12 protein-coding genes are annotated in these 14262 nt (G+C 40.4%); 9 read left to right on the top strand and 3 right to left on the bottom strand.

Annotation, left to right across the window (positions count from 1 at the left end; genetic code table 11):
- The first annotated feature begins 126 nt into the window (after positions 1-126).
- The 4 genes from ACPUEN_RS08715 to ACPUEN_RS08700 all read left to right on the top strand — a co-directional run bounded on the left by ACPUEN_RS08715 (position 127) and on the right by ACPUEN_RS08700 (position 5517).
- Positions 127-2316 carry a TIM-barrel domain-containing protein gene (locus ACPUEN_RS08715; protein ID WP_425639762.1) on the top strand — a complete coding sequence of 730 codons (2190 nt, stop codon included), beginning with the start codon at positions 127-129 and terminating at the stop codon, positions 2314-2316.
- Between the two features lie 182 nt (positions 2317-2498).
- Positions 2499-3593: a nickel-binding protein gene (locus tag ACPUEN_RS08710; RefSeq protein ID WP_425639760.1), complete on the top strand. Its 1095-nt coding sequence runs from the start codon at positions 2499-2501 to the stop codon at positions 3591-3593.
- 124 nt (positions 3594-3717) lie between these two features.
- Positions 3718-4098 (top strand): group I truncated hemoglobin, encoded by a 381-nt coding sequence (locus tag ACPUEN_RS08705; RefSeq protein WP_425639758.1) that lies wholly within the window; start codon positions 3718-3720, stop codon positions 4096-4098.
- 27 nt (positions 4099-4125) lie between these two features.
- Positions 4126-5517, top strand: a complete 1392-nt coding sequence (locus ACPUEN_RS08700; protein WP_425639756.1) for an FAD-binding oxidoreductase — start codon at positions 4126-4128, stop codon at positions 5515-5517.
- 29 nt (positions 5518-5546) lie between these two features.
- Here ACPUEN_RS08700 and ACPUEN_RS08695 read toward each other — a convergent pair whose 3' ends face one another.
- Complete coding sequence (locus tag ACPUEN_RS08695) at positions 5547-6545, bottom strand: 6-bladed beta-propeller (RefSeq protein ID WP_425639755.1); 999 nt, start codon at positions 6543-6545, stop codon at positions 5547-5549.
- 442 nt (positions 6546-6987) lie between these two features.
- Here ACPUEN_RS08695 and ACPUEN_RS08690 point away from each other — a divergent pair, with 442 nt between their 5' ends.
- Positions 6988-7209, top strand: a complete 222-nt coding sequence (locus ACPUEN_RS08690) for a hypothetical protein (RefSeq protein WP_425639753.1) — start codon at positions 6988-6990, stop codon at positions 7207-7209.
- Positions 7210-7413: 204 nt separating this feature from the next.
- On the opposite strand, the gene ACPUEN_RS08685 is transcribed toward ACPUEN_RS08690, so the two are convergent.
- Together ACPUEN_RS08685 and ACPUEN_RS08680 are read right to left on the bottom strand one after the other, a co-directional pair.
- Positions 7414-7857, bottom strand: coding sequence for an RrF2 family transcriptional regulator (locus tag ACPUEN_RS08685; RefSeq protein WP_425639751.1), 444 nt, complete (start codon positions 7855-7857; stop codon positions 7414-7416).
- Positions 7858-7964: 107 nt separating this feature from the next.
- Positions 7965-8513: a fasciclin domain-containing protein gene (locus ACPUEN_RS08680; protein ID WP_425639749.1), complete on the bottom strand. Its 549-nt coding sequence runs from the start codon at positions 8511-8513 to the stop codon at positions 7965-7967.
- Positions 8514-9283: 770 nt separating this feature from the next.
- On the opposite strand from ACPUEN_RS08680, the gene ACPUEN_RS08675 reads away from it, so the two are divergent.
- The 4 genes from ACPUEN_RS08675 (at position 9284) to ACPUEN_RS08660 (ending at position 14262) form a co-directional block, all read left to right on the top strand.
- Positions 9284-10369 carry a tellurite resistance/C4-dicarboxylate transporter family protein gene (locus ACPUEN_RS08675; protein WP_425639748.1) on the top strand — a complete coding sequence of 362 codons (1086 nt, stop codon included), beginning with the start codon at positions 9284-9286 and terminating at the stop codon, positions 10367-10369.
- Between the two features lie 31 nt (positions 10370-10400).
- Entirely contained in the window at positions 10401-11444 is a 1044-nt protein-coding gene (locus ACPUEN_RS08670) for an MFS transporter (RefSeq protein WP_425639746.1), read from the top strand.
- Between the two features lie 11 nt (positions 11445-11455).
- The gene (locus ACPUEN_RS08665; RefSeq protein ID WP_425639744.1) at positions 11456-13672 is read left to right on the top strand and encodes a molybdopterin oxidoreductase family protein; all 2217 of its coding nucleotides are present in this window, start codon (positions 11456-11458) and stop codon (positions 13670-13672) included.
- Between the two features lie 95 nt (positions 13673-13767).
- Positions 13768-14262, top strand: a complete 495-nt coding sequence (locus tag ACPUEN_RS08660) for a 4Fe-4S dicluster domain-containing protein (protein ID WP_425639743.1) — start codon at positions 13768-13770, stop codon at positions 14260-14262.

The following is a 14262-nucleotide window of genomic DNA, read 5'->3' as shown; positions in this document are numbered from 1 at the left end:
TATTTGATCTCTATATTCACTTTATCGCATAAACTGCCTGATGATGTCAGTGTCCTTATTTTCTTATTTAACTTGTAGCTTACTATCTGCCAGAAGGTTGATAAAAATAGTTTCAACTCAACAATCATGATTGACCCAAAATCAAACCCCTGTCTTTTAAAGTTCAACGTATTGCTATTTCTTCTCATACTTGTCTGTAGGTATGGATACGCTCAGAACACCTTGATTTCTGAGATAGAAGAATTAAAATGGGAGAAAGTAATGCCAGGTGTTTGGAAGGCAAGTTTTGGCGAAATGGGATTAAATCCGATGGATTATACCAATTCGCCCAAGATTGATGCTATAGAAGCCTTGGGGGATTCTCCATTTCCGTTTGCCAAAGATGCCAGTCGCAGCCAACTTACTCCAAATCGAGTAAGTGTACGATTACCACTGAATGAAACAGAGCAAATTTACGGCTTAGGTTTAGAGTTTGAAGGGATAAACAGACGAAGTAATGTTTACACACTCAAAGTAGATCATTATGGTGGGATCAAAGGATATACACACGCGCCGGTTCCCTTCTATATTTCAAGTGAAGGGTACGGGGTATTGATTAATTCCTCGAAACGTGTAAAAATCCATGTAGGAGTGGGCAATCGAAAGGACAGTAATATACCTGAACCCATCGACCGGACAACAGGCAAAAACTGGGCAGCTCGCCCTCTGTCCGACGCGGTGGAAGCAAGTGTTGAAGGAGATGGAATGGAAATATTTGTTTTTACCGGACAGACAACTCTTGAGGTTGTTCAACGATATAACCTTTTTTTTGGAGGCGGAGTCATCCCTCCAAAATGGGGTCTGGGTTTTTGGCATAGAATGCATACCAAAAGCAGTGACCAGGACGTGTTGAAGGAAATTGAGGATTTTGAAGAGCATAATTTTCCTTTGGATGTAATCGGACTTGAGCCAGGCTGGCAAAGTTTTGCTTACCCTTGTTCATTTGATTGGGATACCACACGCTTTCCAAACCCTGAAAACTTTGTCCGGACACTTGATCAAAAAGGGATAAAAGTAAACCTTTGGGAGAATCCTTATGTAGCACCGGTTTCGACCATGTACAAGGATATCAGTCCATTTACGGGAAGTCATACTGTCTGGCTAGGGGAAGTTCCTGATTACACCATTCCCGAAGCACAGCAAGTGCTGCTGAATCACCACAAAAAGAATCATTTAGCTATTGGTGTGAGTGGGTACAAATTTGACGAGGTGGATGGCTATGATGTATGGCTATGGCCTGATCATGCCACTTTTCCTTCAGGAAATGATGCAGTAGAAATCAGACAACTCTATGGCATGATGATGATGGATATATTTGGTCGTCATTTTAAGGAGCAAAATCAGCGAACCTATAGTCTGATTAGATCTGCCTATATAGGTGCTAGCAGTCATAATTTTGTACTTTATAGTGATTATTATGATCACAAGGGTTACGTGACAGCATTGGCTAATTCCTCATTGGCAGGGCTTTTATGGACTCCTGAAATCCGAAATGCTGATTCCGCTGAGGAATGGATTCGACGTTTTCAATCGGTTAGTTTCTCTCCGCTGATGATGCTAAATGCATGGTCATCTGGAAAAAAGCCCTGGAGCTTCCCTGAAGTAACAGACATGGTCAGAAATACAATTGAGCTTAGAATGAAGCTTTTACCCTATCTCTATACTGCCTTTTATGAGTACAATCAAAAGGGTATTCCACCTTTCAGAGCGATGGTGTTGGAGAATGGGTATGAAGTCCAGGAAACCATGGCTGGAGGTAAGTTGGATGATGCGAAAAACCCATACGCAGAGCAAAAAAGATTGGAAGTTACCGATCAATACATGATGGGACCCTCCATACTGGTAGCACCTGTATTTACCGGGCAGAAGGAGCGTACTATTGTACTTCCCAAAGGGAATTGGTTTGATTTCTATACCGGAGAGTATGCGGGGAATGGGGAGACTATTACCATACAGACCAAACTCGAAGAAATACCACTTTTTGTAAAAGATGGAGGAATTATTCCAATGTTAACCTCAGTAGGTGAAAATACGACGGACCAATCGTTGGAAGTCAGAATTTATGGTTCAAAGGAAAATACCTACTTATTATACAATGATGACGGTATCAGTTATGACTTTGAGCGTGATGAATATTCACTTACAGAACTCAGATCGAACTTCACTCAGGAAGGGCAATTAAAGGGGAGTTCCACGGAATTGAAAAACAGCAATTATACCTATGGAAACATTACCTGGAGCAGGATGACAAAACCGAATGAAAATAGGTTCTGGTAAAGTAAAATGCATTCAGAATTGCTGTAAAGAAAATTCAGATTGATGACTAATTTTAGGCGTTTTTTTCTATCCTAAATTAGCTTGGAACCATTTTAAATACAACCAAAAAACATAGTTATTACATAACTATTAAAATTAAGTAAATTACCAGTAAGCTATTGATATAATTTACCACTGCAACTATGCCAATATACATGGACAGACATGATGTTTCTGAATCTGTTACAGCAGAACATGTTGCGCAATTGCATAAAGAAGACCTGAAAATTCAGGATGCTTTTGGCTGTAGAGGTTTGACCTATTGGTTTGATGATAAAAGAAAGACTGCTTTTTGTCTGGTTGAGGCACCAAATGAACAGGCAATAAGGGATATGCACGACACAGCGCACGGACAGATACCCCACAGCATCATCGAGGTGGATGCAGGAATAGTAGAATCCTTCTTAGGAAGAATAGAAGACCCGAAAAAAAACCAAGACGGTACATCTGACAGCATTGATGACCCTGCATTCAGAACGATTATGGTCATAGCAAAAGCATCATCGTTTTCAGGACAGAGTACCTTTTCAAAATCTAAAGATTCATTAACAGCGTATTTCGAAGCAATCCATAATGTCATTAATGCTAATGAAGGAAGAGTAGTGCGAGAAACTCCTGATCTTTTTATTGTATCATTTGAATCAGTATCAAAAGCAGTTGCTACGTCTTTGGAGATAAAGTCAATATTTAAGGGGTTAGGATTTGATTCCTTTGTGTCAAAAATAGGGCTTAGTGCAGGTGTGCCTGTAACAGAAAAGAAATCAATTTTTGAGGATACAATAAACTTGGCAGATCGGATCTGTGCGATGATACCCGGTGATATTATAGTCTCGGCAGAAGTGGCAGAGCTTGCACTCAGCGAAAATATCAACACATTTAGCAATGCTCAGAACTTTGTGATTTTGAAGTTCCAAGAAGAAAAGTTGATCACTCAGCTGATGGACTTTATAGATTTATCTTGTAGTGATTCTAATTTGAAAGTAGATGACTTCAGCAAACCGGCCGGCTTAAGCAAATCCCAGCTTTATCGTAAATTAAAAACACTTACTGGTAAATCACCAAATACTTTTTTGAAAGACTATCGATTAAAAAAAGCCCTAGCATTGCTCAATAAAAACAGTGGCAACGTTTCAGAAATTGCTTTTGAAACTGGCTTTTCCAGTCCTTCTTATTTTTCAAAGTGCTTTCATAAAAAATATGGGCATTCTCCTTCGGAATATTTACCAGTCAACGCCTAATTGGTTTTTTACCGGTTAAAGATTCAATTGATCCAAGATTACACGACTTTGAATTAAATGTGACAGGCATTGGCTGCTCTAGCTTATACATTTGAGTTTATTAATAACTTTTAAATAAACTACTATGAGCGAAAGCAAAAGTCTTTTTGAAAACCTTGGAGGTACTGCGGGCATCACTGCCATTGTGGATGATGTGGTAGAGGCACACATGAATAACCCTGCAATCAGTGCAAGGTTTTTACCTTATAAAGATCAGCCAGAACGCCTTGCTGTCATCAAGAAACACACGGTTGATTTTTTCTCAGCTGGCAGTGGTGGACCGGTCACTTATACCGGAAGAGATATGCCCACTGCACACCGAGAAATGAACATCACTTCAGCAGAATACCAACACACGGTGGATGATATCATGTATGTTTTAAACAAACATAAGATTGATGAACAATCTCAGGTCAATGTGCAGGCGATCCTAAGTTCATTAAAAGATTCGATTGTAGGTAAATAGTTATTAGCATCCTTTAAAAAAGAAATTATGACAACCTTAATAAAAGATCTTGAAGTTGCTGTTGTTGAAAAGTTTGCAACCCTGCTCAGAGGCACAATAATACTGCCTGCTGACAAAGCTTATGATGATACCCGTAAAGTATATAATGGCATGATTGATAAACATCCGGGTATGATTGTAAAATGTGTGGATGTTGCGGATGTAATGCACGCTGTAAATTTTGGAAGAGACAACAATTTACTGCTTGCAGTGCGGGGCGGCGGGCATAATGGAGGAGGATTGGGGCTTTGTGAGGAGGGTTTGGTGATAGACCTTTCGGGTATCAAATTCGTCTTGGTGAGCCAGAAAAATAATACGGTGAAAGTTGGTGGTGGAAATCTTTGGGGTGAAGTAGATCATGCCACGCATCCATTTGGATTGGCAATACCCGCCGGAATCATATCTACTACAGGAGTGGGAGGGTTGACATTAGGTGGTGGAGTAGGCTATTTATCAAGAAAATACGGCCTCACTATTGATAATCTTCTGGAAGCAGACATGGTGCTTGCCGATGGATCTTTTGTCACGGTCAATGCTACTGAAAATACAGATCTGTTTTGGGCAATCCGCGGAGGTGGAGGAAATTTCGGAATAGTAACTTCATTTACTTTCCAGGCACACCCAATTACGAATGTATATGGTGGACCCACACTATGGCCAATTGAGCGAACTAAGGAGATTATGGCATGGTACAACAAATTTATTCAGGATGCACCTGACGAATTAAATGGGTTTATTGCTACCATGATTATACCAGGACCTCCCTTTCCTGAATCCCTGCATCACAAACAATTTTGTGGTATAATCTGGTGTTACCTAGGTGATGAAAACAAAGCAGAAGAAGTATTCAAGCCAATAATGGGCCTGAATCCAGTATTTGCGCATGTAGGCACAATGTCATATCCTGCTTTACAATCTATGTTTGACGGATTACTTCCTCCGGGGCTGCAATGGTACTGGAGAGCTGATTTCTTTGATGATTTGAGTGCAGAAGCCAGTGAAAAACACTTAGAGTTCGGATCAAAAATTCCAACTCCCCTATCCCAAATGCACATGTACCCCATTAGTGGTGCGGCAGGCCGCGTTGCAAAGGATGCAACACCATGGGCCTACAGAGATGCCAAATATGCAGGGGTAATAGTAGGAGTAGATCCGGAACCTGCCAACGCTGAAAAAATCTCTACCTGGTGTAAGGAGTATTGGAATTCTGTACATCCTTTTTCCTCAGGGGGAGCTTACTTGAATTTTATTATGGATGAAGGAGAAGAGCGGGTAAAAACAAGCTATAAAGGCAACTATGCCCGGCTTTCAAAAATCAAGAGGCAATATGATCCTAAAAACCTCTTTAGAGTAAATCAGAATATTAAACCTGCTATATAAAAGCACCTTAATAAGTTCTGTTTTCCAGTTTATGGGCATATCCCGAAGGAATTCATGAAGAGGGATGGGAAGACGTTGTACACCAATTTCAAACTGGTAAGGATAGGAGGGTAAGATAAGGCCTTTAGAAGTCTTCCAGTTGAAAATTTTAGACTTGAGCCAGGTAGGAGATGCAGTAAATTCCACCCCGGACCAAGCACATTGCGACTACATTGATAGGACGGAATAACATTTATGTTGATAATTGAAAAACCTTGGAATTCTGAAAAATCAAGCTTTACAAATGGGATTATCGAATCTCCCTCAAATTTGTAAAGGGTATCTCTAAGTATATTTTCTTGCGTCAATACTGGAGAGTACAAAAACGCACCATCAATAGTATTGCTTAAAAAGTGCTTACTAGTATATCTAATTCCATTTGCTTCCTTAAGTACTACATTTCTAAAAATAAGACTGTCAGTAATATCGAGGTCACGGTTTAATTCAAATAATATAGTTTGGTTAGAATACCCACCTTCAACAGGAATCCAATCTCTGCCGGTAATAATTATAGGCTTTTGATCAACTTTACTTATATAAGTGATAAAATCAGAAAACTTCTTCTCTTTTAAGAATTCATAATTCTTGTCATATACTAACAGCTTCCGAACTCCGCCTAAATAAATTAAACCCAATTCTTGATCAATTTCAATCGAATATGCGCTACTATATTCACCAGGGCCTTCTCCTCTAACGCCTAATTTTCCAATAAAATTACCTTTGGAATCAAAGATCCGTATACTCCCGCTCGTATCACGAACAAGTAAATTCCCGTTAAAAAGTTTTACCTCTAAAATGGAGGTTAAGTAAGCACCGTTTTTAGTCTCCATTTGCACTAAATTTACAGACTTAGCTATATCTGATAAGTGTAAATTTGAATCAATTGTTGCTGGAATTTCTATCGAATTAATTCCTGATTTTGGAGCTTGCGAGCAACCTGTAAAAAGAACGAATATGCACAAAACTAGTAAATACTTCAATTTGCTCATTATTGAAATTCAAGATTGGTTGTGATCATACGGCTTTTCATGTGTCTTTGACAGATAATGGAAACTAATCATTTTTTATTCACTAGCCTAAAAATCAATAGATTTTAGATATGCTAAATTGTTGGGTTTTCTCACACCTAATACATAATCGTGATATAAAAACCACCTGATTTTTCACCGAAACTTCAAGCTTATTTTTTGTATGCTTCATCAACTATTTCACTTATTTACCCATCTTATCAAAAGCCCTATTCCGGTTTTGTCCAATTGTATGCACAAAGGTCGAACTGCCTGTTAGCTTCAAAAAATTGAGGCTTCCAGCAGAATTTTCTAAAAACAGGGTTTCCTACGGACTACCTCCCGGTTTTCAAATTCTAATTTTTATCTGTTTTCCAGACCGTCCTAAATGACCTGCATAAATTTTAACTAAAACCAAAATAGTATGGCATTCTCAAAAAAGTACATCGGTAAAGGAAAGCAAGTTGAAAACATGGATATCGTGGATGTGAGCCTGAACATGGCTGAGCTTCAAAACCACACCTTCGAATATGAAGGAGAAACCTACGTGAAATTCAACGTAGCGAAGCTGAAAGAAGCTGATCAATACGGAAAAACCCACACCGTTTATGTTTCTGTCAAAGATCCGGAGTCTGAGGAATCTTAACTTAAAAGCCCTTCTGGGCTTTTTACCTATTTAAATTTATTAAAGGACATTATTTAACCCTCTAATCCTCTGTTACTTCACGGGAAGGAATCAAATATCTATTCCATTCATTCAGATCCCCGAATTGCGGCGTGATGGGAGACTCTTGAGAAGGGTTCTGCAAGAGGTTTGGTGTCATATTCCCATTACCTTACCGATTTTGTTTCATTTAAAAAGGTAGCTCAAAGTTGTCGTGCCTTTTATCACTTCAACTGCCAATAATTTTAAACTTTTCGATGTTAGCATATTTTCAATTTCTTTTCGCACTTTGACTACTTCAAAATGTAGGGGACAAGGATTTTTTTCGGAACATTTCGGAAGACCCAGACTACATCCGGAAAATAGATGATCCCCATCTATAGCTTTCACCACATCTTTCAAATTGATTTTAGCATGAGTTTCATCGACATAAAAACCACCATTTGGCCCTTTAAGAGATCCTATTATTTTAGCTTTTACCAAAGACTGGAGAATCTTTGCTGTGAACGCTTCCGGAGCATCAATTTCAGATCCAATTTCTTTTGCTCCTACCTTCTTGTCTTCAAGACTTTTGGTCCAAACATAAATGACCGACTTGATTGCATACTTAGTGGCTTGTGAAAACATCATGGATAATTTTGTCCGAAATATAACCTGCTGAGCTGAAAAGAAAAAAGCCGAAGTCAATCCTTCGGCCTTTTATTTAAAAAACCACAAAACCTATTTAACCTAAACTTTCAATTCGGGAGCAATACCTGATCTATCACGTGGATTATTCCATTGGATGCAGCTACTGTTGCGATGATTTTCGCCCCATTAATACTTACGCTGCCGTCTTCAGCTACTATTACAGAAACCGATCTACCATCTGCAGTACCGAGATTTCGCCCATTTATAAAGCTTTCATGTTTGTATACACCCAACAGCACATGGTATTCTAGAATGTTCCGAAGTTTTCGTTGATTTTCAGGCTTGGTCAGATCATCTAAAATACCAGCAGGAAGTGCATCGAAGGCAGCATTTGTTGGGGCGAATACCGTAAATGGGCCAACATTCGTTAGGACATTTACATAGTCAGCAGACTTTAGAGAGGATACGAGTATAGTATGATCAGGTGATCCTACTGCTACTTGAACGACATTGGAATTAGAGTCATCATCTTCAACCGCCGACTGACCTTGGCCTTGTGAGTCACTTGTTGCGCTCATTATCTCTGAAGCCTGGCCACCACAAGAGTTGATGGCCAAGGCCAAGAATAGGGCTGGGAGATAAAACAACTTTTTCATTTTTCTGAGTTTAGGGATATTAATTATTAGGGTTTTTTATGGAAATTCTATTGAAAAGGGAAAATCATAAATCAAATTTACAAACCAGGTTAATAAAAGACAAATAAGTCCCTTAATATCTTTCGGTAAAAATTCTTTCTTCCCGATTTAGATGGAAAGAATTCAACCATTGTTTTGAAGCTTTTGTGCACTATTCTTTGTTTTACAGGGTAAATATCCATGATAATTTATATCCCTGATTTTTGTCATATTTACTCATATTTTTTCTAAATATCTTGCACATAAATAAGATGGTTTGGTTGATCACCTCTTTATCTCTAATGAGTACATGGCTTAAATTGTGGAAAACTGAAACTCTGGGCTGCTAGAATTTAACAGGAATTGCGAAGGTCTGGCGAACCCTAATCGTTGCTACCATTTCGCTGAGGTTTTCCTCCCCATCTGGATCAGGGAATGTGCTTAATTCTAAAAGTTGGATAGATTGGGTTTAATTTTACTTTAAATCAATTCTTTTGGCAAACAGTCTTCTATGGTTTTTCAGCTGGGCAGCTCAGGATCTTCACCAGATGCTTATCACTGATACTTGTTACTTATCATGTAACTATCGTTTGGTTGAAATAGCAAAACCATTCTTTGTTATGGGGTTTGACATTAAGGATATGGACTACAATTTCTTTAATTTGGTTTTTCCGTTATGCAAAATTCAAATTATCAGTTCGTCTGAAGATTTAGCTTAAGTATTCTGGTTACAATATTTAAACTCCTTGAATATGGTTGATTTTAAACAAATGATTATCAGTGAGTCTAAGAATCTTGTTCCTTCGTATTTCGGTCTGGTAATGGCGACAGGAATAGTCTCATTAGGCACCTTTTTCTTAGAAATGAACTGGATCGCCTACCCTCTTTTTTACCTAAACATTGGATTTTGTTCGATTCTGGTTTTTCTGAACATTTTAAAATTGAGCTACTTCAGGAATGCACTCTTTGCAGATCTTAAAAGCTATAATAAAGGGCCCGGATTTTTTACTGTTGTTGCCGGGTTTTCAATTTTAGCCAACCAGATGTTATTGCTGCATTCCTGGATTTTTGCAGCTAAGGTTTTTTTCTGGTTAGCCTTCGGGATTTGGATCCTTCTTTCCTATACTTTTTTTTATAGGATTACGACGACCAAACAAAAGGTTTCTATGGAAAAGGGGATAGATGGGACATGGCTTCTTATAGTGGTTGGTATTCAGGCAATAGCTGTCACTGCCGGTAATCTCATAGTTTTCTCACCGGATAGTAAAAGTTTCTTTACTTTTTTGGCTCTTAGCATGTATATGCTGGGATGTTTTTGGTATATATTCATAATGACATTGATTTTTTTACGGCTTACTTTTTTTCCATTGAATCCTGATGACCTAGGAGCCCCTTATTGGATAAATATGGGCGCAACGGCCATTACCACTTTGGCTGGGTCGGTCATATTGATTCAAGCACCTCATGGTTTGGATATATCTGCATTTTTTCCATTTCTAAAAGGGTTTACTTTGTTTTTTTGGGTTTTCGGTTCTTGGTGGATTCCTCTTCTCCTGACTTTGGGTTTCTGGAGACATTTTATTATGAAGGTGCCTGCCCCAATGCTATATAAGGGATATAACCCAAGTTACTGGGGGATGGTCTTTCCATTGGGGATGTACACGGTGTGTACCCTAAAGCTTATTGAAGCTTTAGGATTTGATTTTCTTCTTTTAATTCCAACGTTTTTTGTCTATGTTGGAATTGGGAGTTGGATACTTATCGCATTAGGCCTGTTTAATTTTGTGGCCAAAAAGTATTTCCATATTGATTGGGATCTGCTGACTAGAAAAGGTTAAAATAATCTTTAAAATTCTTATGGTAAACCTATTGAAAACCCTCAACAAAATCGCACTAATCAAGGCGACAATAGCTGCTCTTGCTGTGATTCTCTTGGTTTTCGTAGGGTCTAGAAATCTACAGAATTTCGATGCTGCACTGATAGCCTACTTACTGGGGACAGTTTTTGCTGTTTTTGGAATTGCGTACCGCTATTCGGTTTGGTTGCAAAGGCCTCCTACGAAGCTCTACTGGAGGCGTAGCATGCAGTTTCTTTTTAGTAGGGATTTCCCTTTTTATTTGATGAGGAGCTTGTCTTTGTTTTTCAAAAACATCCTCTTCCAGCGCTTTATTTATCATCGAAGCCGCACCCGATGGATAGGACACTTCCTGCTAGCAACCGGTTGTTTGATCGCTTTTGCGGTGACCATACCGTTGACCCTGGGTTGGATACACTTTGAATTCAAGCCCGGCAATGACATGATATACTTTGCCAAGGTCTTTGGTTTTGAGGCAGGTTCTTTTGAACTGGGATCGCTCATTGCATTTATGGCATTTCACGCACTGGTGTGGTGCTCGATATTGGTTACCATAGGAGCTGTAATGATGATGAAACGCCGTCTTACTGATGGGGGACTGATTGCTACACAGACATTGGAAGGGGATTGGCTGCCCTTGATCTTACTTATCGCAATTTCAATTACAGGGTTGGGTATTACCTATGACTATACATTTTTGCAGGGGAAAACCTACCAGTTTATGGCGGTGACCCATGCTGTTACAGTTATTCTTTTCCTAATCTGGATTCCATTTGGCAAGTTTTTCCACATTTTTCAGCGTTTGGCTCAGCTTGGGGCCAATCTTTATCGGTTTGAAGGAAAAAAGAGGGGAATGGCCATCTGTCCGCATACTCAAGAAGAATTTGCCGCAAAGCTTCATGTTGATGATTTAAAACAAGTCACAAAAGACTTGGGGTTTGACTTTACCCTAAAGAACGGAAGGAGTCATTTGGATCTTAGCCCTGAGGGGAAAAGGTCGGCATTGGCAAAAGCACATTTTGAAGTAAGAAAAAATTCCGGATCCTTCTTCGGATAAAAAATATCACCATGGCAAAATTACCTACCTCAGTAGAAAGTATTATCGATCAATTTGGACCACACAAGGGTTACACTCCCAAAGAAGGTTTCCAAGGAGTACATGAACCTGACAAGCTGGTCAAGACACATTGTTGCTTTTGCGGTATGCAATGTGGGATTCAACTAAAAGTAAAAGATAATAATGTAGTAGGATTTGAACCTTGGATGGAATTCCCCTTCAACGAAGGAAGACTGTGCCCAAAAGGAGTGCAGCGCTATCTGCAAAACAATCATCCGGATCGGTTGATGAATCCACTCAAACGCATTGAGGGAAAAGGATTTGAGCGAACATCATGGGAGGAATCCATGGACAAAACTGTCAGCGAAATCCAGCGAATTCAGAATTCTTATGGCAAAGATGCCTTTGCTATGCTTTCAGGAGTTTCCCTGACCAATGAAAAAAGCTATATGATCGGTAAGTTTGCCCGAGTAGCACTCAAGACCAAAAATCTGGATTACAATGGACGTCTATGTATGGTCAGTGCGGGTGCCGGTAACAAAAAAGCATTCGGTCTGGACAGAATTTCTAATTCCTGGGAGGATCTAAAGCATGCTGAAGTGATCATCATTGCAGGGGCAAATGTGTCGGAAACATTTCCTACGCTGACGCACTACATCTGGCAGGCAAGAGACAATGGCGCAAAACTGATAGTAATCGATCCACGGGTTACCCCGATTGCCCGTACTGCTGACCTTCATCTACCGATAAAGCCAGGAGGTGATTCTGCTTTGTTTGGCGCTATGCTCAAGATCTTGGTAGACAATGACTGGCTTGACCATGACTTCATTGACAATTACACCTCAGGATTCCAGGAAAGCATCGATGCGGTAAAGGACTATGATTTGGCTTGGGCAGAAGAAAAAACCGGAATACCTTCTGAAAAAATCCAGCAGGCAGCCGAATTGTGGGGTAAGGCCAAGACTAGTTTTCTGCTCCACGCCCGGGGTATTGAGCACCATTCTAAAGGGGTGGATAATGTGCTAAGCTGTATCAATTTGGTACTGGCTACCGGTAGAATCGGAAAACCTTACTGTGGCTATGGTACGATCACTGGACAGGGAAATGGCCAGGGAGGAAGGGAACACGGTCATAAATGTGATCAGCTTCCCGGAAATCGAGACATTACCAACCCTGAACATCGAAAATACATAGCTGGGGTATGGGGGATCGATGAAAAAGAAATGCCGGGAAAAGGACTGTCTGCCTATGAAATCATAGAGGCAATCCACAAAGGCGAAATCAAAGGTTTGATCACGATCTGTTTTAACCCCTTGGTTTCCTTGCCAAACAACAACTTTGTCCGGGAAGCACTGGAAAAGCTGGAATACTTCGTAGTTATCGACTTTTTTCTCAATGAAACCGCAAGGCATGCGGATGTGATTTTCCCGGGATCTCTTCACGAAGAGGAGGAAGGTACCGTCACCACTGCGGAGGGGAGAGTAGTCAAAATTAATGAAGCGGTTACCCCTCCAGGCGAGGCACGCCGGGACTCTGAAATCATTATCGAGCTAGCACAGCGATTAGGGGCGGGCGATAAATTTGCCTATCAAAAGGCCGAGGATATTTTTAATGAATTGCGGGTCGCATCAAAAGGCGGGACAGCCGATTATTTTGGGATTACCTATGAAAGAATAGAAAAAAATATGGGAGTTTTCTGGCCATGTCCATCCGAAGACCATCCGGGAACTCCACGGCTTTGGGAAGATAAAAAATTCAGAACCTCTGATGAGAAAGCGCATTTCAACCCTGTTCCATATCGAGACCCTTCTGAAGTAGTGGACAAGGAATATCCCGTGGTAATGACCACAGGGCGCGTCGTCTCACAGTACCTCAGTGGTACCCAGACAAGAAGGATTGGCAAACTGGTTGATCAGTATCCCGAGCCTCTGCTGGAAATCAACCCAAAGTTAGCCTATCACTATGGGATCAAGGATGGAGACCAAGTCATCGTGAAAACACGTCGCGGTGAAGCGACATTTCCGGCACAGCTAGTGGAGACCATTCGAGAGGATACAGTTTTCATTCCTTACCACTGGGGAGGGCTTCAATCTGCGAACCAATTAACCATTGGAACCTTAGACCCTATCAGCAAAATACCTGAATTCAAAGTTTGTGCCTGTCAGCTAATCGCGACAGGAAAAATGGCCTCGGTCAAAACCAAAGAAACAGCTTATCAAAGTTTTTAACCTAACAACCCTTTATCATGCAAAACCCTCAATATAACCAGCAAATGGAGTTTTTCGTTGACATGCAGCGCTGCATTGGCTGTCATGCCTGTGAGATGGCCTGTGCTGAGTGTGAAACAAACGGACAGGAAAGTATGATCCATATCCACTATGTGGAGCGTGCAGTGTCTGTTCAGACTACAGTACAGGTCTGTATGCATTGTGAGGATCCGGTCTGTGCAAATGTTTGCCCTGCAGATGCCATCACCAAGGATGATTTTGGTGTGGTACATACAGCCAATACATCCCGATGCATCGGCTGCTCCAACTGTGTTCTGGCATGTCCGTTTGGTGTACCAAAGAAAGAGGAGAAAGCCGAGTTGATGATGAAATGCAACATGTGCTATGACCGGACCAGTGCAGGTAAAAAACCAATGTGTGCAACTGTTTGTCCCAGTCAGGCGCTGTTTTATGGTACCCGTGAGGAGATCGAAAAGCTCAGGCCCAATAGCACTCCGGTCAATAAATTTTTCTTTGGCGAGGAAGAGGTCAATACCAAAGTAAACATCATGATGCCCAAAGGGAGTACTGCCTTACATATTCATCCTTAA

This window comes from Algoriphagus yeomjeoni (assembly GCF_049821175.1).
In the GTDB taxonomy this organism is placed as follows: domain Bacteria; phylum Bacteroidota; class Bacteroidia; order Cytophagales; family Cyclobacteriaceae; genus Algoriphagus; species Algoriphagus yeomjeoni_A.
The sequence above is the reverse complement of the archived record's forward strand: the minus strand, read 5'-3'. Positions and strand labels throughout refer to the sequence as shown.

Excerpts from the sequence above, each read along its gene's own strand:
- ACPUEN_RS08715 (WP_425639762.1), top strand. The coding sequence starts at position 127 with ATGATTGACCCAAAATCAAACCCCTGTCTTTTAAAGTTCAACGTATTG.
- ACPUEN_RS08710 (WP_425639760.1), top strand. The coding sequence starts at position 2,499 with ATGCCAATATACATGGACAGACATGATGTTTCTGAATCTGTTACAGCA.
- ACPUEN_RS08705 (WP_425639758.1), top strand. The coding sequence starts at position 3,718 with ATGAGCGAAAGCAAAAGTCTTTTTGAAAACCTTGGAGGTACTGCGGGC.
- ACPUEN_RS08700 (WP_425639756.1), top strand. The coding sequence starts at position 4,126 with ATGACAACCTTAATAAAAGATCTTGAAGTTGCTGTTGTTGAAAAGTTT.
- ACPUEN_RS08695 (WP_425639755.1), bottom strand. The coding sequence starts at position 6,545 with ATGAGCAAATTGAAGTATTTACTAGTTTTGTGCATATTCGTTCTTTTT.
- ACPUEN_RS08690 (WP_425639753.1), top strand. The coding sequence starts at position 6,988 with ATGGCATTCTCAAAAAAGTACATCGGTAAAGGAAAGCAAGTTGAAAAC.
- ACPUEN_RS08685 (WP_425639751.1), bottom strand. The coding sequence starts at position 7,857 with ATGATGTTTTCACAAGCCACTAAGTATGCAATCAAGTCGGTCATTTAT.
- ACPUEN_RS08680 (WP_425639749.1), bottom strand. The coding sequence starts at position 8,513 with ATGAAAAAGTTGTTTTATCTCCCAGCCCTATTCTTGGCCTTGGCCATC.
- ACPUEN_RS08675 (WP_425639748.1), top strand. The coding sequence starts at position 9,284 with ATGGTTGATTTTAAACAAATGATTATCAGTGAGTCTAAGAATCTTGTT.
- ACPUEN_RS08665 (WP_425639744.1), top strand. The coding sequence starts at position 11,456 with ATGGCAAAATTACCTACCTCAGTAGAAAGTATTATCGATCAATTTGGA.
- ACPUEN_RS08660 (WP_425639743.1), top strand. The coding sequence starts at position 13,768 with ATGGCCTGTGCTGAGTGTGAAACAAACGGACAGGAAAGTATGATCCAT.